The organism is Streptomyces sp. NPDC057854 (assembly GCF_042797055.1).
Classification (GTDB): domain Bacteria; phylum Actinomycetota; class Actinomycetes; order Streptomycetales; family Streptomycetaceae; genus Streptomyces.
In genome coordinates this window covers 111,990-137,815 of record NZ_JBHVMF010000021.1, presented here as the reverse complement: position 1 = coordinate 137,815, position 25,826 = coordinate 111,990, and the positions used below count along the sequence as shown (strand labels likewise).

General features: G+C 73.1%; 19 protein-coding genes. 8 read left to right on the top strand and 11 right to left on the bottom strand.

From position 1 onward, the window contains the following. Positions 1–21: 21 nt before the first annotated feature. Both glnII and ACFVQZ_RS27425 read left to right on the top strand, forming a co-directional pair. On the top strand, positions 22–1,053 hold the full coding sequence (glnII, locus tag ACFVQZ_RS27430) for a glutamine synthetase (RefSeq protein WP_030496761.1): 1,032 nt from the start codon (positions 22–24) through the stop codon (positions 1,051–1,053). Positions 1,054–1,428: 375 nt separating this feature from the next. Then, positions 1,429–1,950, top strand: coding sequence for a winged helix-turn-helix transcriptional regulator (locus tag ACFVQZ_RS27425; RefSeq protein WP_030496760.1), 522 nt, complete (start codon positions 1,429–1,431; stop codon positions 1,948–1,950). On the opposite strand, the gene ACFVQZ_RS27420 is transcribed toward ACFVQZ_RS27425, so the two are convergent. Together ACFVQZ_RS27420 and ACFVQZ_RS27415 are read right to left on the bottom strand one after the other, a co-directional pair. Further along, positions 1,947–3,401: a PepSY-associated TM helix domain-containing protein gene (locus ACFVQZ_RS27420; RefSeq protein WP_030496759.1), complete on the bottom strand. Its 1,455-nt coding sequence runs from the start codon at positions 3,399–3,401 to the stop codon at positions 1,947–1,949. The genes ACFVQZ_RS27425 and ACFVQZ_RS27420 overlap by 4 nt on opposite strands. Before the next feature lie 60 nt (positions 3,402–3,461). Continuing rightward, positions 3,462–4,109, bottom strand: a complete 648-nt coding sequence (locus ACFVQZ_RS27415) for a hypothetical protein (RefSeq protein WP_383626968.1) — start codon at positions 4,107–4,109, stop codon at positions 3,462–3,464. Positions 4,110–4,406: 297 nt separating this feature from the next. Here ACFVQZ_RS27415 and ACFVQZ_RS27410 point away from each other — a divergent pair, with 297 nt between their 5' ends. The 4 genes from ACFVQZ_RS27410 (at position 4,407) to ACFVQZ_RS27395 (ending at position 9,506) form a co-directional block, all read left to right on the top strand. Then, entirely contained in the window at positions 4,407–5,207 is an 801-nt protein-coding gene (locus ACFVQZ_RS27410) for a tyrosine-protein phosphatase (RefSeq protein ID WP_030496757.1), read from the top strand. A gap of 72 nt (positions 5,208–5,279) precedes the next feature. Further along, positions 5,280–7,454, top strand: a complete 2,175-nt coding sequence (locus ACFVQZ_RS27405; protein ID WP_383626964.1) for a hypothetical protein — start codon at positions 5,280–5,282, stop codon at positions 7,452–7,454. Positions 7,455–7,560: 106 nt separating this feature from the next. Next, the gene (locus ACFVQZ_RS27400) at positions 7,561–8,445 is read left to right on the top strand and encodes a metal-dependent hydrolase (protein WP_383626961.1); all 885 of its coding nucleotides are present in this window, start codon (positions 7,561–7,563) and stop codon (positions 8,443–8,445) included. Further along, entirely contained in the window at positions 8,445–9,506 is a 1,062-nt protein-coding gene (locus ACFVQZ_RS27395) for a PDR/VanB family oxidoreductase (RefSeq protein WP_030497261.1), read from the top strand. Before ACFVQZ_RS27400 ends, ACFVQZ_RS27395 begins: the two co-directional genes overlap by 1 nt. A 3-nt stretch (positions 9,507–9,509) precedes the next feature. On the opposite strand, the gene ACFVQZ_RS27390 is transcribed toward ACFVQZ_RS27395, so the two are convergent. Continuing rightward, on the bottom strand, positions 9,510–9,986 hold the full coding sequence (locus tag ACFVQZ_RS27390) for a hypothetical protein (protein WP_030497262.1): 477 nt from the start codon (positions 9,984–9,986) through the stop codon (positions 9,510–9,512). A 37-nt stretch (positions 9,987–10,023) separates the two neighbouring features. On the opposite strand from ACFVQZ_RS27390, the gene ACFVQZ_RS27385 reads away from it, so the two are divergent. After that, positions 10,024–10,755: a TetR/AcrR family transcriptional regulator gene (locus tag ACFVQZ_RS27385; protein WP_030497263.1), complete on the top strand. Its 732-nt coding sequence runs from the start codon at positions 10,024–10,026 to the stop codon at positions 10,753–10,755. Here the strand turns inward: ACFVQZ_RS27385 and ACFVQZ_RS27380 are convergent. The 8 genes from ACFVQZ_RS27380 to ACFVQZ_RS27345 all read right to left on the bottom strand — a co-directional run bounded on the left by ACFVQZ_RS27380 (position 10,740) and on the right by ACFVQZ_RS27345 (position 24,335). After that, entirely contained in the window at positions 10,740–11,072 is a 333-nt protein-coding gene (locus tag ACFVQZ_RS27380; RefSeq protein ID WP_030497264.1) for an isomerase, read from the bottom strand. The genes ACFVQZ_RS27385 and ACFVQZ_RS27380 overlap by 16 nt on opposite strands. Positions 11,073–11,172: 100 nt before the next feature. Continuing rightward, positions 11,173–16,467, bottom strand: coding sequence for a pullulanase-type alpha-1,6-glucosidase (gene pulA / locus ACFVQZ_RS27375; RefSeq protein ID WP_383626956.1), 5,295 nt, complete (start codon positions 16,465–16,467; stop codon positions 11,173–11,175). Positions 16,468–16,535: 68 nt separating this feature from the next. Then, a complete protein-coding gene (locus ACFVQZ_RS27370; RefSeq protein WP_030497266.1) occupies positions 16,536–18,236 on the bottom strand; it encodes a carbohydrate-binding module family 20 domain-containing protein in 1,701 nt (566 codons plus the stop codon). A 139-nt stretch (positions 18,237–18,375) separates the two neighbouring features. Beyond that, on the bottom strand, positions 18,376–19,455 hold the full coding sequence (locus ACFVQZ_RS27365; protein ID WP_030497267.1) for a LacI family DNA-binding transcriptional regulator: 1,080 nt from the start codon (positions 19,453–19,455) through the stop codon (positions 18,376–18,378). Then, positions 19,443–21,095, bottom strand: a complete 1,653-nt coding sequence (locus tag ACFVQZ_RS27360) for a glycoside hydrolase family 13 protein (protein ID WP_030497268.1) — start codon at positions 21,093–21,095, stop codon at positions 19,443–19,445. Before ACFVQZ_RS27360 ends, ACFVQZ_RS27365 begins: the two co-directional genes overlap by 13 nt. Before the next feature lie 50 nt (positions 21,096–21,145). Then, positions 21,146–22,030, bottom strand: a complete 885-nt coding sequence (locus ACFVQZ_RS27355; protein ID WP_321193348.1) for a carbohydrate ABC transporter permease — start codon at positions 22,028–22,030, stop codon at positions 21,146–21,148. Continuing rightward, complete coding sequence (locus ACFVQZ_RS27350) at positions 22,027–23,040, bottom strand: carbohydrate ABC transporter permease (protein WP_030497270.1); 1,014 nt, start codon at positions 23,038–23,040, stop codon at positions 22,027–22,029. The genes ACFVQZ_RS27355 and ACFVQZ_RS27350 overlap by 4 nt, the downstream gene beginning before the upstream one ends. Before the next feature lie 20 nt (positions 23,041–23,060). Beyond that, complete coding sequence (locus tag ACFVQZ_RS27345) at positions 23,061–24,335, bottom strand: extracellular solute-binding protein (RefSeq protein WP_030497271.1); 1,275 nt, start codon at positions 24,333–24,335, stop codon at positions 23,061–23,063. A gap of 425 nt (positions 24,336–24,760) precedes the next feature. Here ACFVQZ_RS27345 and ACFVQZ_RS27340 point away from each other — a divergent pair, with 425 nt between their 5' ends. Next, positions 24,761–25,792 (top strand): LacI family DNA-binding transcriptional regulator, encoded by a 1,032-nt coding sequence (locus ACFVQZ_RS27340; protein ID WP_030497272.1) that lies wholly within the window; start codon positions 24,761–24,763, stop codon positions 25,790–25,792. Positions 25,793–25,826 lie beyond the last annotated feature (34 nt).

The window sequence follows — 25,826 nt, the reverse complement described above, 5'->3', positions numbered from 1 at the left end:
CCACGCCCTAAGGATGACCCCGTGACCTTCAAGGCTGAGTACATCTGGATCGACGGCACCGAGCCGACCGCGAAGCTTCGCTCCAAGACGAAGATCATCGCCGGTGAGGGTCTGCCGCTGGCGGAGCTGCCGATCTGGGGCTTCGACGGTTCCAGCACCAACCAGGCCAAGGGCCACGCGTCGGACCGCGTCCTCAAGCCGGTCTTCTCCTGCCCGGACCCGATCCGCGGCGGCAACGACGTCCTGGTGCTGTGCGAGGTCCTCAACACGGACATGACGCCGCACGAGTCCAACACCCGTGCCGCGCTGGCCGAGGTCGCCGCGAAGTACGCCGCGCAGGAGCCGATCTTCGGCATCGAGCAGGAGTACACCTTCTTCGAGGGCACCCGTCCGCTGGGCTTCCCGGTGAACGGCTTCCCGGCCCCGCAGGGCGGCTACTACTGCGGCGTCGGCGTGGACGAGATCCACGGCCGTCCGATCGTCGAGGCGCACCTGGAGAACTGCCTCAAGGCGGGTCTGGGCATCTCCGGCATCAACGCCGAGGTCATGCCCGGCCAGTGGGAGTTCCAGGTCGGCCCGCTGGCCCCGCTGGAGGTCTCCGACCAGCTGTGGGTGGCCCGCTGGCTGCTGTACCGCACGGCCGAGGACTTCAACGTCGCCGCGACGCTCGACCCGAAGCCGGTGAAGGGCGACTGGAACGGCGCCGGCGCGCACACCAACTTCTCCACCAAGGCGATGCGCGAGGGCTACGACGCGATCATCACCGCCTGCGAGGCGCTGGGCGAGGGCTCGAAGCCGCTCGACCACGTGAAGAACTACGGCGCCGGCATCGACGACCGCCTGACCGGCCTGCACGAGACCGCCCCGTGGGACCAGTACTCCTACGGCGTCTCCGACCGCGGCGCCTCGGTCCGCATCCCGTGGCAGGTCGAGCAGGACCGCAAGGGCTACATCGAGGACCGCCGCCCGAACGCGAACGTCGACCCGTACGTGGTGACCCGCCTGCTGGTGGACACCTGCTGCGAGGCGCTGGAGAAGGCCGGCCAGGTCTGATCCTCCGCCAGACGCGGGCGGCCGCCCGCCCGTTCCGCCGAAGTGCCCGCCGGTCCGCCCGGCGGGCACTTTCGCGTGGACGCGCGTCCCAGGGTGTGGACACCGGCCGACGGGCGGGTGCCCCGCACGGTTCCCTGCTGGTTTAATAGGGATATGGCCAGCATCCAGAACGACAGCGCACGGGGTCGGTACGACCTCGAACCGTTCTGGCCTTCCCGGCAGCACCACGACTTCGACCGGTGCTGTCGGCGCGTGAGGAACGCGCCGGCCCTCTAAAGCCCCGACCGGAGACGTGTCCGGTCCCGGCCTTCGGCCGACGCGCGGTGACGTACGACGCCTGTCCGTCCGTTTCTTCGCGAGAGAGCTGAGACTCCCATGGCCCACACCCAGGCTGCCGCCACCCCGCTCGCCGCTCCCCGTCCCCGGCTGCGCGCCGTCGCCCCCGACGAGGTCGCCGGGCTGGCCCGGGTCGCCGACTTCCTGCCGCCGGGCGCCACGCTGCTGCCGGCGCCCCCGAACGCCCTGCCCGCACTGCCGGGCCGTCCGCCGATGGTCGGCTATCTGGTGCTGCTGCCGGCGGACGCGCAGCCGGAGCCCGAACCCGGGGCGGTGCCCGAGGGGCCCGTCACCATCGACGCCGACCGGCGGGTCGCCACCGTCGACGGGCGGGCGCTCGACCTGACGTACCTGGAGTTCGAACTGCTCGCCCACCTCGTCGCCCACCCGCACCGGGTGCACACCCGCGACCAGCTGGTGCAGACGGTGTGGGGGTACGGGCACGTGGGCGACGGGCGCACGGTCGACGTGCACGTGGCCCGGCTGCGGCGCAAGCTGGGCGCCGAGCACCGCCGCACGATCCAGACCGTGCGGCGGGTCGGCTACAAGTACCTGCCCTAGGCCGCCCGGTCCGGGTGCTTCGTCCTCGCCCTGCCCGCCAGGGTGAGGACGAGCTCCGCGGCCAGCAGCACCAGCAGGCTGACGCCGAGCAGCGGGACGAACCAGCCGACGACGGCGGTCGCCGCCGCGAGCGGCAGCAGCAGCGTCACCGGCACCCGCCGCCAGGCGCCCCGGCCCACCGGACGGCGCGGGCGGCGCAGCCACCACATGCGGTAGCCCCAGAGGATCATCAGCGCCAGCGCGAGGGCGAGCGCGGCGAGCACCAGCTGGTTGAACAGGCCCAGGAAGACACCGGTGTGGGCGTCGATGCCGATCCGGGTCAGCTGGGCGAGGACCGGATAGTCGGCGAAGCGGAGCCGGTCGAGGACGGTGCCGTCGGCCGGGTCCAGGGCGACCGCGTCCAGCTCCACCGGGAACTGCTTGTCGGTCTCCTTCACGACGTAGCCGCTGCCGTCGGCGGGCGGCGCCACGGCTATCGAGGCGCTGTCGAGGCCGGCGGCGCGGGCCGCCGCGACCGCCCGGTCGTAGCCGATGTCGGCGGTCGCGGAAGGCTCGCCGCTGCCCGTCCCGTGGCCGGGTCCGTGGCCCGCGTGCTCGGAGCCCGCGCCGGGGGCGGCGCCCGCCGAGAGGGTCGGGGTCGCGCCGCCCAGCCGGTCCTGGAGGGCGCCGATGTTCTCACCCGCGTACCGCGACCAGGTCAGGCCCGTCGCCGAGAGCAGCAGCAGGCCGAGCGCCGCCCACAGGCCGACCGAGCCGTGCCAGGAGAGGGTGCGGCGGCGGGACTTCGGGCCGCCCTCGGGCAGCAGCAGCGCCCGCCGCTTCGTGCGGCGCCGGGCGAACCAGAGGACCAGACCGCCGAGGACCAGCACCCACAGCCAGCTGGCGGCCAGTTCGCTGTAGACCCGGCCGGGTTCGCCGAGGTGCAGGTCGCGGTGGAGGCCGTCGATCCAGGTGCGCAGCGGCAGGGCGCCGGTGCTGCCGTAGCTGGGCAGCTGTCCGCGCACGTCGCCGGTGTACGGGTCGACGAAGACGGCCAGCGAGGTGCCCTCGGGCGCCTCCGGGTCGGCCATCAGGACGCGGGTGGTCGCGCCCGGTTCGGCGGCGGGCCAGACGGCGGTGACGGTGCCGTCCGGGTTCACCTTGCGGGCGATGCCGACCTGGCGGTCCAGCGGCAGGACGGTGTCGCCGACGGGGACCTCCAGCTCGTGCGCGTACACGACCTTCTCGGCCTGGAAGGAGAGCGCGTACAGGAGTCCGCTGAGCGCGGCGACGAGCAGGAAGGGGGCGACGAGGAGTCCGGCGGTGAAGTGGAGCCGGAGGAGGAGCGGACGCAGGGCGCTCCAGGCACCCGGGCGGCCGGGCGCGGGTGAGGCGGGTGTTGCGGAGGAGGCCGCCGGGGCTGCTGGGGGTGCCGCGGGCGTCTCGGGGCGTGCGGGATCGTCGATGGTCATGACTGTCCTCGGAGTCTCGTGAGGGGTCTGCCGTCGGGCAGGGGGAAGCGGCCCCCGGCGTCAGACGAGCGGACCGAGGACCGTGGCGCGGGGGACGGACGGCCGGGGCGGGCCGCGCCGGGAGAGGACGTGCGCGAGGACGACGACGTGCGGGCGCCGGGCGCCGCGGCGCGGGCGCCGGACCGGACGGCGCGGGTCGGCGGGGACGGGCACGGGCCCGAGCGGGACGGCGAGGAGGTGCCTCAGCGGGGTGAGCGCGGCCTCCGCGAGCGCGAAGAACGCGGCCTCGCCGCGGGCCAGCCACAGCCCGCAGACCAGCGCGGCCAGCAGGTGCGCGGCGAGCATGCCGGGGCCTCCGTCCAGGACGGCGGCGAGGCCGTCGGGGGCGGCGGACCGGTGGGCGGCATGCGCCGGGTGCGCGGCGTGCGGGGCGGCGCCGGCGGCCGGGGCGTGGGCGCCGGTGAGGGAGAAGGCGACGTGGAGGGCGCCCTGGGCGGCGAGGGTGCCGCCCGCGCAGGCGGCGGGGCCGCGGCGGCGGCCGGCCGCGCACCACGCGACGGCGGCGGTCGCGGCCAGGGCGGTGAGAAGGGTGAGCGGGCCGAGGGAGTGCGCAGACATGGACGAATGCCCCACCGCGGCCAGGACGACGCAGACGACCGCGAACAGGGCGGCTCTCAAGGCGCGCAGCGGCGACCGGGGATGCGTCATCGGGGCCATGCTGTCACCCGTGCGCCGGACGGCACAGACCGCCTGCCGGTGGTACGGAACGGACTACTTTCCCGGGGGCGGGACGCCTCTCGGCGGGGGTACGGAGCCCCTCTTGTCGCGGGCGCGGACCGCCTCTCGGTGTGGGCACGGCGCGGGAGGTCGTGCGCGGAGGTGGTTGCGGCTGCGGGCTGTGCGGTGCGGTTCGGGGTGCCGGGGCGGGGCGGGGCGCTTACGGTCGGGAGGACAGAGACCGGCGCCGGGGGGACGACAGCCGCCCGACGGGAGGAGCCCGACCGCATGGCCGCGATACCCGCCACCTCCGTCGCCAACCTGCGGGACCTCGGCGGTCTCCCGCTGGGCGGCGGGCGCTCCGTACGGTCCGGGCTCGTCCTGCGGTCCGCCCAGCTCGACCGGCTGGAGCCCGACGAGGAGCCGGTGAGCGCGCTCAAGATCCGTACCGTCGTCGACCTGCGGACCGCCGCCGAGCGGGCCGACCGGCCCGACCGGCTGCCGGACGGCGCGCGGGCGGTCGTCGCCGACGTGCTCGCCGACCAGCTCGCGGCGAGCGGACTGCCGCCGGCGGCCCGGCTCAAGACGCTGCTCGGCGACCCGGCGCTCGCCGAGCGGCACCTCGGCGGCGGGCGGATCCGCGACGCGATGCAGGGCACCTACCGCGCCTTCGTGACCAGCGACTCGGCCCGCGCCTCCTACCGGACCCTGCTCACCGAGCTGGCCACGCCCGGCGCGGGGCCGCTGCTCTTCCACTGCACGGCCGGCAAGGACCGCACCGGCTGGGCGGCGACGGTGGTGCTCGGGCTGCTCGGCGCGGACGAGGCGACCGTCCGGGAGGAGTACCTGGCGGTCAACCCGGCGGTGCGGCAGGCGTTCGCGCCGATGATCGAGGGCTTCGTCACCCAGGGCGGCGACCCCGATCTGGTCCTGGCGCTGGTCGGGGTCAGGCCGGAGTACCTGGACGCGGCGCTGGAGGAGGTGGCGGCCCGCCACGGCTCGCTGGAGGCGTACGTACGCGACGGCCTGGGCGTTCCCGACGAGCTCACCGCCCTGCTCCGGGAGCGGCTGACGGTGGTCGCGGCGTAGCGGGCGCCGCCGCGCGGCTCCGGGCGCCCCGCCCCGGGGTGACCATCGGAAGAATCGCTCGTTCTGCTGAACGTGAGCACCCAGGATCTCGTCCCGTCGCCCGTGGGGCCCGTCGACGTCGAGCAGGCCGAGGCCGCCCTCGTCGAGCGCTATCCGCGCCTCGTACGCATCGCCTATCTGGTCCTGCCGCCGACGCTGGGGCGCAACCGGCGGGTGCTGACCGCGCACGCGCTCGTCCAGCGCGCCCTGCCGCGGCGGCGGGTGCCGGGGCCCGCCGTGCCCGGGGCGCGGCGGCCGGAGGACGCGGTGGATCCCGGGTACGCGTATGTGCGCGGCGAGGTGCTGCGGCAGGCGCTGGTGGCCGGGCTGCCGCTGCGGCGCCTGGCCCTGCCGCGCCGCGCCCAGCTGCCGCCGCTGCTGCCGCAGGTGTGGGGGCTGCGGCTGTTCCCCCGGGCGGGCGGGGCCGACGAACTGGCCCTGGACCAGCTGCTCGCCCGGCTCTCCGCGCCCGCCCGCGCGGCGTACGTGCTGCGCGGCCTGGAGCGGCAGGGGGACGCCGAGGTCCTGCGGGTCCTCGCGGCGGCGGGGGCGGAGGACCCGGAGGCGGCGCTGGCGGAACTGGCGGCGCTGGAGGGGGAGTCGGCGGAGGACCCTGACGCCGGCGGGCCCGCGGCGGGCGCCGCGACGCCGGGCGGCGAGCCGTCCGGGCGGCCAGAGCGGACCGAGCGGCCGGAGCGGGTCGGTGAGCAGGCGGGTCCGGGGCGGAGCCGGGGGGCGGGGGCCGGGGCCGGCGCGGACGGCGGTCCGGACTCGGGTACGGGACCGGGTACGGGACCGGGCGCGGCGGCGGGCGGCGGCGCGGGCGGGCGGGGCGGGGGGCCCGCCGGGCCGCGGCTCAGCGGGGCCTCGCTGCTGGAGTCGGCGGAGTTCGACCCGTGCACGCTCCAGGCGCGGCCCGGGGACCTGCTGCGGCGGCGGCAGCACGGACGGGCCGCGCTCGTCGGGCTCGCCGCGCTGCTGGTGTGCGGGGCGCTGCTCGGGCTGCCCGGCGACGGCTGGGGCAGAAACGGTGCTGCTGCGCCCAGTTACGCCCGTAACCCCGCCGCCGAGGCCGCGCTCGACCCGGCGAAGGTGAAGCGGGTCTCCCCCGCCGTCTGGCCCGGGGCCGTGCGCCGGGACTTCTCCGTGTGGCCGGCGCGCGGCGAACTCGCCGGGGACGCGGCGCTGTTGCGGCGGGCGCTCGCCGTGTGGGCCCGTCCCGGCGGGGCGGTGGAGTCGTCGGCGACGCCGGGCACTCCGGTGGGGCCGCCGATGGGACCGCCGCAGCTGCTGTTCGCGGGGCGGGTGGACGCGGCACGGGTGGTGCTGTTCCACGACGGGCTGCGGATCGTGCGGTACGCCGAGCCGGTGGAGGGCAGCGCGGGCGCCGCGCTCGACTTCGCGCGGGCCGACGCGGCGGAGGGGCCCGGCGCCGCCGCCGTGGTGGTGACCCGGGCGGCCGGGAACGTGCGCTACCTGACCGCCCCCTGGGTGACCGGCGCGTCCGTGCGGGACCTGCTGATGCCCGGCAAGGAGCCGTGGCGGCTCGGCCGGGACGGGCGCGGGGTGACCGACGCCGTGCCGAGCCCGGCGCTCGCGAAGGAGTGCGCGCGGTGGAACACCCTGGAGCTGGCCGACGACAGCGGCGGCCGACTGCTCAGCGACCTCGGCGAGCTGCTGCCGGCGCGGCTGCTGTGGGGCGCGCCCGACGCACCCGCCGACGCGACCGGGCGCGAGGCGCGGGCGGCCTGGGCGCGGACGGCGTGCCAGCTGACGACGGTCGCCGGGCAGGGCGTGCGGTCGGTGCAGGCGTGGCGGTTCGCCCGTCAGACGCTGCCGGAGGGCGCGGGCCGGGCGGCCTGGGTGTGCACCCGGGCGGAGACCTGGCGGGGCACCGGCAGCCGGGTCCTCGCGCAGTTCCTGCCGCCGGGCCGCGAGGCGCCGGCCGCGCTCGCCGCCCGCGCGCAGGACTCCCCCGCGTGCGGGGCGCGCGAGCCGAGGGTGCTGGCCGGGGCGCTGTGGCAGGCGCCGGGCGGCGGCTGGTACGTGCTCGCGGCGGGCGGCCCCGACGTGGCCTCGGTCGAGGTGAAGGGCGGGGTCACCGCCCGCGCGGACGCCCCGGTGCTCGCCGCCGAGGCGCGGGCGGGCGCCCGCGCGGAACTCTCCGCCACCCTCACCGACGGCCGCCGCATGCCGGCCCTCCGCTGACCCGCGTCCCACGTCGCCGCCGGTCCCTCGCGGTGACGGAAGGGGTGGGCGAAAAAGGCCGTGCACGGCTCTGTTCCGGTTGCTTACTCCTCAGTACATTGACGGCATGTCTAATACGCAGCCTGCACCGGTGGCGTCGGAACACGTCGAGCTCAAGGCGCGCAAGGTCGCCTTCGACTGGCAGGAGACACCGCTCCACTGGGTTCCCGGCGACCCCTTCACCACGCACACGATCAACGTGCTGCACCTGCTGCTCCCGGCCGGCGAGCGGTGGTTCGTGCGCGTCTACCAGCAGGCGCTGCCGTACATCACCGACGACCGGCTGCGCGCGGACGTCATCGGGTTCATCGGGCAGGAGGCCGTGCACTCGCAGGCGCACGACGACGTGCTGCCGCACCTGCGCCGGCAGGGGCTGGACCCGACCCCGTACACCGCACAGGTCGACTGGTTCTTCGAGAAGCTGCTCGGCGACCGGACGCTGCCGCCGGGCCGGGCCCGCCGCTGGTGGCTCATGGAGCGGGTCGCGCTGATCGCCGCGATCGAGCACTACACCGCCTTCCTCGGCGACTGGGTACTCAACGCCGGGGAGCTGGACCGGCGGGGCGCCGACCCGATGATGATGGACCTGCTGCGCTGGCACGGCGCCGAGGAGGTCGAGCACCGGGCGGTCGCCTTCGAGCTCTTCATGCACCTGGACGGCGGCTACCGGCGGCGCGTCCGCACCTGGGGGCTCGCCTTCTCCGCGCTGGTCTTCCTCTGGCAGCGCGGCGTCCGCTTCTTCCTGGAGAACGACCCCACCCTGCTCGACCCCAAGGCGTCCTGGGCCGACTTCTACCGCAAGGGCCGTGAGGGCGTGCTGCCGTCCACCCCGGCGATGCTGCGCTCGATACCGCGCTACCTCAGCCGCTCCTACCACCCCTCCCAGGAGGGCGACACCGCGCAGGCCGTGGCCTACCTGGCATCCTCCCCCGGCGCCAACGGAGGCCGCTGATGCCCCGGTTCACCACCGTCGCGCTGGCCGCCGGCGCCGCGCTCCTGGTCCGCCGCGCGGTCCGCGCCCGGATGACCCGCGCCCCGCTCTGGCCGATGCCGTCCCTGGAGACGCCGGTCTCCGGGTACGGGCGCGGGGCCACCGTCCCGCGCCGGGTGCTCGTCACCGGCCGGGCCGTCCCGGCCGAGGGCGTGGTCGAACTGCGGCTGGAGGGCGAGCGGTTGCCGTCCTGGGAGCCCGGCGCCCACCTCGACCTCGTCCTGCCGTCGGGACAGGTCCGCCAGTACTCGCTCTGCGGCGACCCGGCGCAGCCGGACGTGTACCGGATCGCGGCCCGGCTCATCCCCGAGGAGCAGGGCGGCCGGGGCGGCTCCCGCGAGGTGCACGAGCAGCTCCACGAGGGCGTCGAGGTCGAGATCCGCGGCCCCCGGAACCGCTTCCCGCTGGTCCCCTCCCCCGCGTACGTCTTCGTCGCCGGCGGCATCGGGATCACCCCGGTCCTGCCGATGGTGCGGGCCGCCGAGGCGGCGGGCGCGGACTGGCGGCTGGTCTACTGCGGCCGGAGCCGCGCGTCGATGCCGTACCTGGCGGAGCTCGTCCGGCTCGGCGGGGACCGCGTGACGGTGGTCGCGGAGGACGAGGACGGGTACCCGGACCTGGCGTTCCTCGCACAGACGCCGGCCGAGACGCAGGTCTACTGCTGCGGGCCCGACGGGCTGATGGACGCCGTCACCGCCGCGCTGCCGGAGGGCCGGACCCCGCGCCTGGAGCGCTTCTCGGGGGCCGCCCCCGCCGGCGGCACCCCCTTCGAGGTGGAACTCCGGCGCACGGGACGGACGGTGGCCGTCGCGGCCGGCCAGTCGGTGCTGGCGGCCGTGCGGGAGGCGGTGCCGGCCGTCATGTACTCCTGCACGCAGGGCTTCTGCGGCACCTGCCGGCAGACGGTCCTCGACGGCGAGGTCGACCACCGCGACGAACTCCTCACCGACGCGGAGCGGGCGGACTCGATGCTGATCTGCGTCTCGCGCTGTGCCGGGAAGAAGCTCGTCCTGGACCTGTAGCCGCTACGGCAGGATCAGCCAGTCGAAGGCGAGGGCGGCGGCGAGACCGCCCACCAGGAGCCAGGTGGCGAGGCGGGTGCGGCCGTTGCGGGCCAGCTCGATGACGATGCCGCAGAGGATCATCGCGAGGCCGTACACGCCGACGACGAGCACGGAGGTGCGGCTCGCCAGCCGGACCACCAGCACCACGCCCATGACCACGAGCAGGACCGAGGCGGCGGCCACGCGCAGTCGCCTCGCCTGCCGGGGGGTCATGCCGTCGCCGGGCTCCGGTTCCCCGGCCTCTTCTTCGGTCTCTTCCCCGGTCTCCTCCCCGGCCTCGCCCTCGGGTTCCTCCCCGGCCTCTTCCTCCGTCTCGTCCTCCGCCACGACCTCGTCGGGTTCGGCGGCCTTCCCGGCGGGCTTCTCCGCGGCCTTCTCGGCGGGCTCCTCGGTCGCGGGGCTCTCGGCGGCCGGGGTGGACTGGTCGGAAGCGCTCATGAACGAGGAGCGTAACGGACCCCGATAGGCTGTTCGTATGACGACCGGTGTGCGGCGCAGGATGGGCGTCGAGGAGCGCAAGCAGCAGCTGATCGGGGTGGCCCTCGAACTCTTCAGCCGCCGCTCCCCCGACGAGGTGTCCATCGACGAGATCGCCGCCGCCGCGGGCATCTCCCGGCCGCTGGTCTACCACTACTTCCCCGGCAAGCAGAGCCTGTACGAGGCGGCGCTGCGGCGCGCCGCCGACGAGCTCGCGGCGCGGTTCCTGGAGCCGCCGCAGGGGCCGCTGGGGGCCCGGCTGCTGCGGGTGATGGGCCGGTTCTTCGACTTCGTCGACGACCACGGGCCGGGTTTCGCGGCGCTGATGCGGGGCGGCCCCGCGGTGGGGTCGTCGACGACCAACGCGATGATCGACGAGGTGCGGCAGGCGGCGTACGAGCAGATCGTGGCCCACCTCGGGGTGGCGGAGCCGTCGCCGCGGCTGGAACTGGTCGTGCGGTCCTGGGTGTCGCTCGCGGAGTCGACGGCGCTGCTGTGGCTGGACGGGCGGCGGGTGCCGCGCGCGGAGCTGGAGCAGAAGCTGGTGCACGACTTCGCGGCGCTGACGGCGGTGAGCGCGGTCCACGACGAGCAGGCGGCGACGGTGCTGGCGGCGATCCTGGCGGAGGAGCCGGCGGACGGGCCGTTCGCGCAACTGGTGGGCCGGCTGCTGGAGCTGGCGCCGGTCCCTGCCACGGTCCCCGCCGTGCCGGCTCAGCCCGTGCGGTAGGACGCGTCGAGGTCCCGGACCTCGACCGAGAGGCGCACCCGGTCGCTCGTCTTGAGGTGCCGGGAGAGCAGCGGCAGCGCGGCCTTGGTGAGGCGGCTCTTGGTCTCGTCGTACTGTCCCCAGGGCAGGGCGATGTGGGCGTGCACCACGGCCCGGTCGACGGAGCCGTCGCCGGTGACGGTCTCCTCGACCTCCCGGAACCGGGTCGCACAGGCGGTGACCGGGGCGCCGGTGACCTCCGCGACGAGCGCGTGCAGGGCGAGCGCGAGACCGCGCCGGTCCAGCGGCGCGGAGTAGTCGACGGTGATCTGCGGCATGACGGTCTCTCCTGGTGGTGCGGGATGTCGGGCCACAGCTTCACGGAGCGGGCCCCGGCCGCACAAGGGGCGGCCGGGGCCCGGGTCCCGGGGAGGTCCGTCAGCCGGTGGCCTTGAAGACCGCGACCGTGCGGGCCGGGACGGTGAAGGTGCCCGAACCGGTCTCGTAGGAGGCGGACTTGACGGTGGCGTCGGAGCCGTTCGCCTGGACGGGGTGGAGGGCGTAGCCCTTCCCGGCCAGCTCGGCGACCTTCTGCGTCCGGCCCTGCGGGGTCGCGTTGAAGACGACCACGAGGTCGCCGAGGCGCATGGTGATCACGCCCGGGGTCTCGTCCGTGCCGGAGAGCGGGAAGGAGAGCCTCTCCTGCACCTGGCCGGTCGTGGCGAGCGAGAAGACCGGTTCGGTGGTGCGGATCCTCTGGAGGTCCCGGTAGGCGGCGGCGGTGCCGTCGATCTCGGCGCAGCCGACCGTCAGGTTCGGGTTGGTGAGGAGCGGCTTGCCGAAGCCCCACTTGGCCTTGTTGTCGGCGGCGGGGGGCAGGCCGCGGCCGAAGCCGTTGCCGTCGCGGCAGTCCCACTGGATGGAGTTGTACCAGTCGCCGCTGTCGTACGAGTTGCGGTCGAGGGACTTGGAGCGGAGCAGGTCGGAGCCGGCCTGGGAGAGCGCCGGGCCCTGCGAGAGGGTGGCGGTCGCCATGGCGAGGACCTGCATGCGGGCCCGGTCCGCCGGGGACGTGCCGGCGGGCAGCTTGAAGGCGAGGGCGTCGTACAGGGTCTCGTTGTCGTGGGCGTCGGCGTAGGCGAGGGCGTCGCCGGGGGCGGCGGCGTAGCCGGCCGGGGAGCCGTTGTAGTCGACCTCGGAGCCCTTGACGGTGCGGCCGGAGGTGTCGGTGAAGGTGTAGCCGGCGAGGTTGCCGGTGAGGCCGACCTTGATGAGGTCCTGGTAGTGCAGGAGGCGGGCCTTCTGCTGCTCGGGGGTGCCGTTGGCGGCCGACGCGTTGGGGTCGGTGTAGAGGCCGGAGGCGAAGCCCTGGACGCCGGGGTCCTCGTCGAAGGGGCCGCCGCCGCGGACGGCGTCGCGGGCCCGGTCGGAGAAGGTCGCGATCCCGGTGCCGGCCATGTTCTTCTGGGTGGCCTGGACGAAGCGGGCGTCGTCGGCGATCTCGCCGAAGTTCCAGCCCTCGCCGTAGAGGACGATCGCCTTGCCGTCGACGCCGTCCTTCTCGACGGTGAGCGCGTCCAGGGCGGCCCGGACGGCCAGCATGTTCTCCTTCGGGTGGTGGCCCATGAGGTCGAAGCGGAAGCCGTCGACCTTGTACTGCTTGGCCCAGGTGACGACCGAGTCGACGACGAGCTTGCCCATCATGGCGTTCTCGGGCGCGGTGTTGGCGCAGCAGGTGGAGGTGGCGACGGAGCCGTCGGCCTGGAGGCGCTGGTAGTAGCCGGGGACGATCTTGTCGAGGACGGACTTGTCGGACTGTCCGGCGGCGACGGTGTGGTTGTAGACGACGTCCATGACGGTGCGCAGGCCCTGCCCGTTGAGGGCCTGGACCATCTGCCGGAACTCGACGGTGCGGCGGGTGCCGTCCGGGTCGGTGGAGTAGGAGCCCTCGGGGACGGTGTAGTGCAGCGGGTCGTAGCCCCAGTTGTAGGCGTCCTTCGCGGCGGCCTCGGCCACGCACGCCTGCTGCTCCTCGGAGTCGGGGGCGTAGACCTTGAGGTCGCAGGCGGGTTCCCGCTGGTCGGACTTCTTCTCGGGGATGGTGCCGATGTCGAAGGCCGGGAGGAGGTGGACGTAGTTGGTGCCGGAGTCGGCGAGGGCCTTGAGGTGCTTCGAGCCCTTGCTGTTCCGGTCGGTGAAGGCGAGGTAGGTGCCCCTGTGGTCCGCCTTCGCGGTGGGGTCGGCGATCGAGAAGTCGCGGACGTGGAGTTCCTGGATCTGGGCGTCGCGCAGCGGCACGGCGGCCGGCTTCTTCAGGGTCTTCCAGCCGGCGGGGGCGAGCTTCGGGTCGGTGAGGTCGACGACGAGGCTGCGGGCGGAGTCGGCGGTGAGGGCGGTCGCGTACGGGTCGGTGACGCGGTTCTCGACGAGCTTGCCGACGCTGGGCGCCCAGACGGTGACGACGTACCGGTAGGGCTTGCCGTTCCAGCTCTTCGGGCCGGTGGCCCGCCAGACGCCGGAGGCGTCGTCGCGGCGCATGGGCACGGTCCGGCCGTCGATCTCCAGGGCGACGGTCCGCGCGGTCGGCGCCCACAGGGAGAGGGTGGGGCGGCCGTGGCGGAAGACCGGGCCGAGGTCGGCCTTGACGGCCTTCGCGGCGTACAGGTCGTCGAGGACGCCGGCGGTCTGGACGCCGGTGGCGGCGAGCAGGGCGCCGTTGGCGGCGCGCTGGGTGGCGACGAGCTGGCCGCGCAGGGAGGCGCGGACCCGGTCGGCGTCGCGCGCGTCGACGGTGAAGGCCGGATAGTCCTTGAGGTGCGGGAACTTCGCCTTCTGCGCGTCGGTGAGGCTGCCCGCGTTCAGCCGGAGCCACTGCCCCTCGCTGCTGAGGGTGCCGTCGGTGACGGTGATGCCGCCTTCGGGGGCGTAGACGAGCTGCTGGCTGGTGGAGTCGTTCGCCTTCACCTTCCAGACGACGGTGTTCCGGTCGATCCACTGGGCCTCGGCCTTGCCGAGGTCGAGGGCGGGCGCGCCGCCGGAGGCCGGCAGCAGGTGCTTGGGCTGTCCGGCGAGGAGCCAGACCTCGTGGCCGGTGCCGGCGAGGTCGAGGGACTGGTCGGTGGGCAGGTCCTTCTCGTCGCCCTTGTGGAGGATGTACGAGAGCGAGGTGGCGCCCTCGGCGAGCGGCACCTCGTAGACGGCGCCGTAGGCGTCGACGCGGGTGGGCAGCAGGGGCTTGGACCAGTCGGTGGGCTGGGCGGCGCCGGTCCACAGGTGGAGGCCCCAGCCGTCGTAGTTCCCGTCCGGGCGCTGGTAGTGGATGACGGCCTTGGTCTTGTCCGGGGCGGTGGGCGCCGGGTTGGTGTCGGACTGGCCGTCCTGGCCCTGGGTGATCCAGACCTCGGCGGTGCGGCCGAGGGCGATGGTGCGCTGCGGGCCGTCGGCGGCGCCGGCCTTCTCGACGGTGTACGCGAGCGAGGAGGCACCCTCGGGGACCTTCACCCAGGCGAAGGCGCCGTGGGCGTCGCGGCCGGTGAAGGCGGCTTCCTGGCCGGCGGCTTTGAGGGTCCAGCCGTCGTAGTTCCCGTCCTCGCGCCGGTAGTGGACGATCGCGTACGGGCGCTCGACGGCGACCGGCTTCTCGGGCGCCGGGGGCGCGCCGGCGGTGGTGGCGGCGGTGGCGCTCGCGGTGCGTCCGGCGGTGTCGACGACGACCGCCTTGTAGCGGATCGGGGTGCCGGCGGGCGCGGTGACGTGCTGGGTGACCTTGTACGGGGCGTGGTCGGCGGTGCCGAGGGTCTGCCAGCGTCCGTTGCCGACCTGGGCGGCGAAGACGACGCGGCTGAGGGCGTCGCCGGTGACGCCGGCGGTGAGTTCGACGGTGCCGGTGGCGCCGGCGGCCGGGGCGGTGAGGGTGACGGACGGCTTCGCGGTGACGGCCGGGAGCGGCGCGTCGGCCTTGAGGACCAGGGTGGAGAGGGCGGGGACGGTGACGGTGACCTTGCCGTCCTTGGCCGTGACGGCGCCCTGACCCCCGTACAGGGTGCGGAAGGCGGCCGAGTCGACGGGGACGTCGACGGTCTTCGGCTCGGTGGCGCTGTTGGCGGCGACCAGGTACTCGACGCGCTGCCGCGCGTCGGTGCGGGTGGCGGCGTAGACGGAGCCCTCGGTGAGGCGGGTGCGCTGGACGCCGTCGCGGAGGGCGGGGTGCGCCTTGGTGAGGCGGGACAGGGCGGCGATCGACCGGTAGACGGGGTGCGCGGTGTCGTACGCGTCGGTGGCGTGGGTGCGGTCGGTGCCGAGCTGGTCGTCGTCGAGGTAGTCGGCGACCCGGGAGGCGAAGAGGGTCTGGCGGGCGTCCTTGTCGCCGCCGGCGCCGGTGAAGCCCTGCTCGTCGCCGGAGTAGACGACCGGGTTGCCGCGGGAGAGGAACATCAGCTCGTTGGCGAGGGTGGCGCGGCGGAGGAGTTCGGCGTCGGAGGCGTGCGGGTTGTCCTGCTTGAGGAAGGTGCCGAAGCGGCCCATGTCGTGGTTGCCGAGGAAGGTGACCTGCTCGTAGGCGTTGGCCTTGTCGGTGGTGTAGCGGTAGTCGTCGCCGAAGACCCGGGCGAGGCGGTCGGCGCCGGCGCCCTGGGAGGCGAAGGCGCGGGCGGCGTCCTGGAAGGGGAAGTCGAGGGTGGCGTCGAGCCGGCCGCGGGTGACGTAGGGGCTGGTGACGGCGGTGTCGGCGGAGTAGACCTCGCCGAACATGAAGAAGTCCTCGCGGCCCCTCTTCTTGGCGTACGCGTCGAGGGCGGTGGCCCACTGGGTCCAGAAGTCCAGGTCGACGTGTTTGACGGTGTCGATGCGGAAGCCGTCGATGTCGAAGTCGCGGACCCACGTCTCGTAGATCCGCTTCATGCCCTCGACGACCTCGGGGCGTTCGGTCCACAGGTCGTCGAGGCCGACGAAGTCGCCGTACTCGGCGGACTCGCCCTGCCAGGTGGAGTCGCCGCGGTTGTGGTACATCGTGGGGTCGTTGAGCCAGGCAGGGACCTTGTCGCCGGCGCGCTCGACGGGGGTGTACGGGAAGGAGTCGGCGTCGACCTTCCCGATCGCGGTGCGGTCGTCGAAGGGGCGGCCGTCCTTGTCGAGGTACGGGTAGGCGCCCTTGGGGCGGTAGCCGTACTTCTTCTCGGCGTAGTCGACGGTGTCGGCGGTGTGGTTGGTGATGACGTCGAAGAAGACCTTCATGCCCTTGGCGTGGGCGGCGGCGATCAGCTTCTTCAGGTCGTCGTTGGTGCCGAAGTGCGGGTCGACCTGGGTGAAGTCGGTGATCCAGTAGCCGTGGTAGCCGGCCGAGGCGTCCTTGCCCTCGCCCTGCACGGGCCGGTTCTTGAAGATCGGCGCCATCCAGATGGCGGTGGTGCCGAGGCCCTTGATGTAGTCGAGGCGCTGGGTGAGGCCCTTGAGGTCGCCGCCCTGGTAGAAGCCCTTGTCGGTGGGGTCGAAGCCGGTGGCGGTGCGGCTGCCGGTGAGGCCGCCCTTGTCGTTGGCGGTGTCGCCGTTGGCGAAGCGGTCCGGGAGCACGAAGTAGAACTGCTCGCGGGTGAGGTCCTGGCGGGCCGGTTCGGCGGCGAGCGCCCGGTCGGACGGCGGGGCGGGCGGGCGGGGCGCGGCGGTCGCGGGCAGGGCCGGCGCGAGGGCGGCGACCAGGGCGGCGGCGAGTGCGACCGCCGTTCTCTTGCGGATCACGGGGGCTCCCTGACGGTACGGGAAGAGGGGGCCGCCCCGGTCGGGGCGGCCCTGCGGAGGGGGGAGGCTCAGCTGCGGAAGGTGTCGTTCAGGACGATCTGGCCGGAGGCGGGGACGGTCGCGGTGCGGTTGGCGCCGGACTCCCAGGTGACGTTGCCGGCGGCGTCCTTGCGGACGTACTTGTACGCGAAGGTGGTGCCGGCGGGCAGGTTCACGGCCAGCTTCCACACGGGGTAGGCGGCCGGGTCGAGCTTGGGGGCGGCGGCGGGGGCCCAGTTGCCGAGCTCGGGGCGGTCGCCGACGACGTGGATGTTCTGGCCCGGCACCGTGGTGGCGGTGACGTGGAAGGAGGCGCCGGTGGTGGTGGCGGGCGGCGGGGTGGTGCCGGAGCCGCAGTTCTTGGCCCCGGTGTGGAGGGCGAGGGCGGTGTTCGCGCCGAGGGTGGCGGTGAACTGTCCGGAGGCGTTGACCGTGACCGGGTTGTCCGACTGCACGTCGCAGTAGGTGCCGGCCGGGAGGGAGGTCTGGAAGGTGCGGGTGAGGGCGGAGGACTCGTGGTTGATCGCCACGTACGCCTTGGAGCCGCGGCCGAACGCGATCGCGTTGTTGCCGTTGTCCCACCAGTTCGAGACGGCCTCGCCGCGGGCGGTGTTGCGGAAGGCGACCATGGAGGAGATCTCGCGCCAGGCGTGCTGGCACTTCCAGCCGTCCGTGTAACAGGCGTTCACCCGGCCGCCGTTGGGCGGTCCCGCGTCCTTGTCGGTCCACTCGTAGCCGGAGTGGACGTCCGGGGAGCCGTAGGGCCAGGCGAGCATGAAGACGGAGGCGAGGGTGTAGTTCGCGCCGTCCTTGTAGGTCAGGGTGTCGCCCTGGCGCTCGGTGTCGTGGTTGTCGACGAAGACGCCGGACTGGCCCGACGGCATGTAGCCCCAGGACTCGCCGAAGTTCTTCAGGTAGGCGAGCTTCTCGTTCTGGAGGACCCGCTTGAGGTCGCGGGCGTAGCGGAACTCCTGGACGTCGCCGCTGCCGAGGTACTCGCTCGGGGAGACGGCCTCGCCGGCGCCGTGGATGGCCTCCAGCTTCCAGTAGGCGTTCGGGTTCGTCAGCTTGGCCTTGATGGCGGCGAGGTCGGCGGCCGGCATGTGCTTGGCGGCGTCGATGCGGAAGCCGTCGACGCCGAGCGACAGGAGGTCGTTGAGGTAGCCGGCTATCTTCCCGCGGACGTACTCCTCGCCGGTGTCGAGGTCGGGCAGGCCGACGAGTTCGCAGTTCTGGACGTTGCCCCGGTCCTGGTAGTTCGAGATGGTGGCGCGGCAGTCGTCCATGTCGGCGCCGGAGTAGAGGCCGGGGTAGTCGTACTTGGAGAACGCGGTCCCGGCGGTTCCCGTGCCGGAGCTGTTCGCCATGTGGTTGATGACGGAGTCGGCGACCACCTTGACGCCGGCGGCGTGGCAGGTGTCCACCATGTTCTTGAAGGCGGTGCGGTCCCCGAGCCGGCCGCCGATCTTGTAGCTGACGGGCTGGTACGAGGTCCACCACGGGGCGCCCTGGATGTGCTCCTGGGGCGGGGAGACCTGCACGTAGCCGTAGCCGGCGGGGCCGAGGCGGTCGGTGCACTCGCGGGCCACCGAGGCGAAGTTCCACTCGAACATCACGGCGGTGACGTCCTTGGTCCCCGGCGGCGCGGCCTGCGCCGGGGCGTTCACCGTGACGGCCGCAGCGGCTCCCGCCACGAGGGCGAGTGCAGCGGCCACGGTCCTTCTTGCCATGCTTCCTCCTGTACGACGTCCCTGTCGTGTGAGAGCTGTTCGCAAGAAGTTGCCGAAATTCTCAGCAACTGCTTTCAGCCGCGACCGTAGGGGCGTACAGGCGTGCGGTCAAGAGTTCCGGCACGCCCTCCGCAAGGGATTACGCAAGGAGTTGCGGCTCCGCGGACGGCGGCTGCGCGGTGGACCCGCGCACGACCAGCTCCGGCTGGAAGACGAACTCGGTGCGCTGCACCGGGCTGCCCTCGATCTCCTCCAGGAGCGCGCCGACGGCCGCCGTCGCCATCGCCTGCACGGGCTGGCGCACGGTGGTCAGTGGCGGGTCGGTGAAGGCGATCAGCGGGGAGTCGTCGAAGCCGACGACGGACACGTCCCGGGGCACGTCGAGGCCGCGGGCGCGGGCCGCCCGGACGACGCCGAGCGCCATCAGGTCGGAGCCGCAGACGATGCCGGTGCACCCCTCGTCCAGCAGGATCTCGGCGGCGGCGTGCCCGCCCTCGACGCCGAACAGGGTGGGCCGCACGAAGCGTTCGGCGTCCGCCCGCTCGACGCCCAGCATCTCGTACAGCTCGGCGGCGAAGCCCTCCGCCTTGCGGCGCGAGGGCACGTACCGGGTGGGTCCGGTGGCGAGGCCGATCCGTTCGTGCCCGAGCTCGGCCAGGTGCCGCACGGCCATCCGGGCGGCGGCCCGGTCGTCCGGGGAGACGAAGGTGGCGTCGATCCGCTCGTGGTAGCCGTTGATGAGGACGTACGGCACGCCCCGCTCGGTCAGCCGGGCGTACCGGGCCGGGTCGGCGGAGGCGTCCGCGTGCAGCCCGGACAGGAAGACGATGCCGGCCACCCCGCGCTCCACGAGCTGGTCGACCAGCTCGTCCTCGGTGGCGCCGCCGGGCATCTGGGTGCAGAGCACCGGCGTGTAGCCGTGCCCGGCCAGCACCTGTTCGACGACCTGGGCGAAGGCCGGGAAGATCGGGTTGGTCAGTTCGGGCACGACGAGCCCGACCAGTCCGGCGCTGCGGCGCCGGAGCCGTACCGGCCGTTCGTAGCCGAGCACGTCGAGCGCCGCGAGCACCTTGTGCCGGGTCGCGCCGGCCACCCCCGCCTTGCCGTTGAGGACGCGACTGACGGTGGCCTCGCTGACGCCGGACTGGGCCGCGATGTCCGCGAGCCGCGGGGCGCCGTTGCCGGTGCCCCGCGGCGGGGGGATCGTCACACCGCCCACCAGACGGTGGTGTCGGCCGGCACCTCTGCGGCGTCGTCCACGATCCTGACGTCCTCGTTGGAGAGGAGATACCGGCCGGGCAGCGGGACGGAGATGGCCCGGCCGGTGGTGTTGGCGGTGCAGACGAAGCCGCCGCGGCGGAAGGAGAGCACACCCTCGGGTGCCTCCAGCCACTCGACGGCGTCGCCCGCACCGAGTTCGGGGCGCTCGCGGCGGACGGCGAGCGCGCTGCGGTACAGCTCCAGGGTGGAGCCGGGGTCGCCGGCCTGCGCCTCGACGCTCAGGGCGCCCCAGGTCGCGGGCTGCGGCAGCCAGGAGCCGCCGTCGCCGAAGCCGTACGAGGAGCCCTCGACGGTCCACGGGATCGGCACCCGGCAGCCGTCGCGGAAGCCGTCCTGGCCGGTGGCGCGGAAGAAGGACGGGTCCTGGCGGACCTCGTCGGGCAGGTCGGTGACGTCCGGGAGGCCCAGCTCCTCGCCCTGGTACACGTACGCGGAACCGGGCAGCGCCAGCATCAGCAGGGTCGCGGCGCGGGCCCGGCGCAGGCCGAGCTCGCGGTCGCCGGGGGTGCGCAGCTGGGTGCCGAGGCCCGCCGGGTTGGCGAAGCGGGTGGCGTGCCGGGTGACGTCGTGGTTGGAGAGCACCCAGGTGGTGGGGGCGCCGACCGGGCGCATCGCCTCCAGCGAGGCGTCGATGACGGTGCGCAGCTCGGCCGCGTCCCAGTGGGTGCCCAGGTACTGGAAGTTGAACGCCTGGTGCATCTCGTCGGGGCGCACGTAGTTCGCGGTGCGCTCGACGGTCGGGGTCCACGCCTCGGCGACGAGGATCCGCTCCCCGTCGTACTCGGCGAGGATCTGGCGCCAGGAGCGGTAGATCTCGTGGACGCCGTCCTGGTCGAAGAAGGGCATGACGTCGTTGCCGAGCAGCTTCAGCTGGTCGTGGGCGCCGATGTCGGGCAGGCCGGCGGCCTTGACCAGGCCGTGGGCGACGTCGACGCGGAAGCCGTCGACGCCCATGTCGAGCCAGAAGCGCAGGATGGAGCGGAACTCGTCGCGGACGGCGGGGTGTTCCCAGTTGAAGTCGGGCTGCTCGGGCGCGAAGAGGTGCAGGTACCACTCGCCGTCGGCGACCCGGGTCCAGGCGGGGCCGCCGAAGATGGACTCCCAGTCGTTGGGCGGCAGTTCGCCGTTGGCGCCCTTGCCGGGGCGGAAGTGGTAGCGGTCGCGGAGCGGGGAGCCGGGGCCCTCCCGCAGGGCGCGCTGGAACCACTCGTGCTGGTCGGAGGAGTGGTTGGGGACGAGGTCCACGATGATGCGCAGGCCCAGGTCGTGGGCCTCGCGGATCAGCGCGTCGGCGTCGAGCAGGGTGCCGAACATGGGGTCGATGGCCCGGTAGTCGGCGACGTCGTACCCGGCGTCGGCCTGCGGGGAGGCGTAGAACGGGGAGAGCCACACGGCGTCGACGCCGAGCTCCTTGAGGTACGGCAGCCGGCTGCGGATGCCCACCAGGTCGCCCATGCCGTCGCCGTTGCCGTCGGCGAAGCTGCGCGGGTAGACCTGGTAGATCACCGCTTCTCTCCACCAGCCCGTGTCGGTGCCGGTGGTCGGGGCGGCGGCGCGGGCGGCGAGGTGCTGGGTCATGTCTTCCCTGGGAGGTAAGGAGGGGCGTACGGGTTCGGCGCTCAGGGCCGTCAGCCCTTCACCGCGCCGGCGGACATGCCGGTGACGAGGTGGCGCTGGGCGAAGAGGAACACCAGGGCGGCGGGGATGGCGATGAGGACGGAGGCCGCCGTCATCGGGCCCCACTGGGCCCCGTACTGGTTGACGAACTTCTGCAGGCCGCCGGCGAGGGTCAGGTTCTCGTCGCCGACCATGAAGGCGGAGGCGTAGGCGACCTCGCCCCAGGCGGTGATGAAGGAGTAGAAGGCGGTGACGGCGATGCCCGGCTTGGCGAGCGGCAGGATCAGCCGCCAGAAGGTGCCGAAGGGGGTCAGGCCGTCGACGTACCCGGACTCGTCGATCTCGCGCGGGATGCCGTCGAAGAAGCCCTTCATCATCCAGGCGCAGAACGGGACGGCGATGGTCAGGTAGGTGATGACCAGGCCGGCCGCCTGGTTGAGCAGGCCGAGGGACGCCATGATGTTGTAGATCGGCACGATGAGGACGGCGACCGGGAACATCTGGGTGACGAGCAGGGTCCACATCAGGCCGCGCTTGCCGGGGAAGCGGAAGCGGCTGACCGCGTAGCCGGTGGTGGCGGAGATGAAGACGCCGATGAGCGTGGTGAGGCCGGCGACGAGGAGCGAGTTCCCGAACCAGGTGAGGAACGGGGTGTCCCGCAGCAGGTTCGTGTAGTTCTCGAACGTCGTCTCCTTGAAGAAGTCCGTGGTGGTCGCGTACTTCGCGGGCTTGAGCGAGGTCAGCAGGACCCACAGCACCGGGAAGACGGCGACGACGGAGGCGACGATCAGGGTGAGGTGCAGCGCCACCGAGGCGAGCGGCGAACGGCGGCCCCGGACCGGGGTGTTCATGGCCTGGGGGGCGGCGCGGCGGGCCGTGGGGGTCGTGGTGGTCACCAGACTTCTCCCTGCTTGCGGAGGACGCGCTGGTAGATCGCGGCGAAGATCATCAGGAGCACCAGGATGAGGACGCCCCACGTGGACGACTGGGCGAAGTCGCGCGGGCTGATCTCGAAGGAGAACTTGTACGCCTGGGTGACGAGGATCTGGGTGGCCTCGCCGGGTCCGCCCCGGGTGAGCAGGAAGATCACCGGGAACATGTTGAAGGTCCAGATGGTGGAGAGCAGCAGGACCGTGGTGGAGACGGAGCGCAGGCCGGGCATGGTGATGTTCCGGAAGCGCTGCCAGGCGTTCGCGCCGTCCATCTCGGCGGCCTCGTACAGCTCGCCGGGGATGGACTGGAGGCCGCCGAGGAGGGCGACCATCATGAAGGGGACGCCGAGCCAGACGTTGACGGCGATGACGGCGAACTTGGCCATCAGCGGGTCGTTGAGCCACGGGACGGCGTCGAGGCCGACGCCGGAGAGGATCTGGTTGAGCAGGCCGCGGCGCTCGTCGTAGAGGAAGCGCCAGGCGAAGACCGAGACGAAGCCGGGGACCGCCCAGGGCAGGATGAGCATCATCCGGTAGACGGAGCGGCCGGCGATCTTGCGGTTGAGGATGTTGGCGAGGGCCAGCCCGAGTGCGAAGGTCAGCGCCACGCAGGACACGGTCCAGACGATCGTCCAGCCGAGGGTGGCGAGGAACTGGCTGCCCGTGATCGCGTCGGTGTAGTTGTCCAGGCCGACGAACTCGTAGGTGGCCGGGATCTCGTTGACGCCGATGGTCCGCGCGACGTTGCGCTCGTTGGCGTCGGTGAACGACAGGTAGATGCCGCGGACCAGCGGATAGCCGATGATCACGCCGATCACGATCACCACCGGGGCGACCATGGCCCAGGCGTACCAGTGGGTGGCGAGGGAGCGCTTCGCCGCCCGTCGGGGGGAACCAGTTCCGCGGCTCCGGCCGCGGGCGACGTGGTCGCCCGCGGCCTTCGCCACCGACTGGCTGGGGGTGTCCACAGCCATCAGCCGGCCTGCCTTCCTTCTTACTTCCAGTCCTTCAGGAGCTTGCGGTAGGCGTCGCCGACGGCCTTGGCGCCGGCCTCCGGCGTGGTCTGGCCGGTGAGGACCTTGGTGTACTCGACCTTGACCGGCTCGAAGAGGCTGCCGCCCTCGGGGATCCAGGGGCGCTCGACGGCCTTCTCGACGACCGGCTTGAAGAACGCGATCATCTCGTTGCCGGCGACCTCCTTCTGGAGGTAGGAGGACTGGCGGGTCGGGAGGAGGCTGAGCTCCTCGGCGACCTTGGCCTGGCTCTCGGCCGAGGTCATGTACTCGGCGAAGGCGTAGGAGGCGTCCAGGTTCTTGGAGCCGGCGTAGACGGCGAGGTTGTGGCCGCCCTGCGGGGCGCCCTGGCCGGCGGAGCCCGCCGGGACGGGGGCGATGCCGAGGTTCGTCTTGTCGGCGAACTCCTTGCCGGCGTAGGTGTCGGCCACGGCCCACGGGCCGTTGATCATCATGGCGACCTTGCCGTCCTTGAAGGCGGCCTGCATGTTGTCCCAGCCGTTGGTCGCGTCGGTGATCGCGGCCTTCGAGTCGACCAGGTCCTTGACCGTCTTGAACGCCTTGACGCCGGCCGGGTCGTCGAAGGTGACCTTCTTGTTCTCGGCGTCGACGAGGTCGCCGCCCTCGCCGTACAGGAAGGAGAGGAACCAGTACGGGTCGTCGCCGCGGAGGTACAGGCCGGTCTTGCCGGTCTTCTCCTTGATGGCGGCGGCGGCGGTCTTCAGCTCGGCGATGGTCTTGGGGACCTCGACGCCGGCGTCCTTGAGGATCTTCTTGTTGTAGAAGATGCCCATGGAGTCGATGACCTGCGGGACGGCGTAGGTCTTGCCGTTGTACTTGGTGGAGGCGGCGGCCTGCGCCAGGAAGTCGTCCTGGTCCTTCAGGGCGGCGGTGCCGTCCAGCGGGGCGAGGTAGCCGAGGTCGGCGAACTCGGGGGTCCAGGCGACCTCGGAGCGGATCACGTCGGGGGCGCCGGAGCCGGACTGCGCGGCGTTCTTGAACTTGTTCTGCGCCTCGCCGAAGGGCACGTTGACGTACTTGACCGTGACCTTGGGGTGCTTCTTGGTGAAGTCCTCGGCGAGCTTCTTGAAGACCTTGTCCTCGGAGCCGACCGTGGAGGTGTCCCACCAGGTCACGGTGCCGGAGAGCTCGCCCGAGCTCTTCGAGCCGCTGGAACCGCTGTCGCTGCCGCCGCACGCCGCCAGGGTGACGCCCAGGGCCGCGACCAGCGCGGTGGCCGCTATGCCACGCCGCATGTGAACTCCTTCAACGTGATCCCGGGGGGACGAGGGGCTGACACCTTCCTCATTGCGACCGCTCCCTCGCGGCGCTCCGGGTTGCCAGGAACGTAACAGGGATGAAAACGAGCCGAAAGACCTTGCGTGAGATTTCTGCAAGAACCGGGGATCGTTACATCCGCGTGTCCCGAAGGTTGCCGACGAGCTGCTTGACAGCGGCCCGGAGGGGCCCCTTCCACCCCTTCGTCCACTATCTCCCCCCCGTACGCGCGACCGGATCCCGTACGGAACGACTGCTTCCGCCTCCCTCGCCCCACCGCCCCCACCGCAAGACCTGCAAGACCTTGCGGCCGCCTTGCGGTCGCCTTGCGGCAGGTCACCCGCCCGGCGACCACCGCCCCACTGGTGGGCAATACGCGCGGTGACCGGTACAGTCCACTGTCATGACCGCGCGGCTCGCCGACATCGCAGCCCAGGCGGGGGTCAGTGAAGCCACAGTCAGCCGCGTGCTCAACGGCAAGCCCGGTGTGGCCACGGCCACCCGTGAATCCGTCCTCGCCGCCCTCGACGTGCTCGGCTACGAGCGCCCGGTACGGCTGCGCCAGCGCAGCGCCGGCCTGGTCGGGCTGATCACCCCCGAACTGGACAACCCCATCTTCCCGGCGCTCGCGCAGGTCATCGGGCAGGCCCTGACCCGCCAGGGCTACACGCCGGTGCTCGCCACCCAGACCCCCGGCGGGTCCACCGAGGACGAGCTCACCGACATGCTGGTGGAGCGCGGGGTGTCCGGCATCATCTTCGTCTCCGGCCTGCACGCCGACACCACGGCCGACACCGGCCGCTACGACCAGCTGCGCGGCAAGGGCGTCCCGTTCGTCCTCATCAACGGCTTCTCGCCCAAGGTGCAGGCGCCCTTCGTCTCCCCCGACGACCGCGCCGCCATGCAGCTGGCCGTCACCCACCTCGCCGCCCTCGGCCACACCCGGATCGGGCTCGCCGTCGGACCGAAGCGGTTCGTGCCGGTGCTCCGCAAGATCGAGGGCTTCCAGAGGGGGATGCGGGAGCGGCTCGGTCTCGCCCCGGAGGAGTCCGAGGAGCTGATCCAGCACTCCCTCTACACCCTGGAGGGCGGCCAGGCGGCGGCCTCGGCGCTGATCTCGCGGGGCTGCACGGCGGTGGTCTGCGCCTCCGACATGATGGCGCTCGGCGCGATCCGGGCCGCCCGGCAGCAGGGGCTGAACGTGCCCCGGGACGTCTCCGTCGTCGGCTTCGACGACTCGCCCCTCATAGCCTTCACCGATCCGCCGCTCACCACCATCCGGCAGCCCGTGCAGGCGATGGGGCAGGCCGCGGTCCGCGCGCTTTTGGAGGAGGTCGGCGGCACCCCGGCCCCGCACTCGGAGTTCGTCTTCATGCCGGAGCTGGTGGTCCGCGGTTCCACCGCGTCGGCGCCCGCTCCGGCCGCCCGGGAGTAGTACCGGGGCACGTCGTCCTTGAGACGGAGAGGGT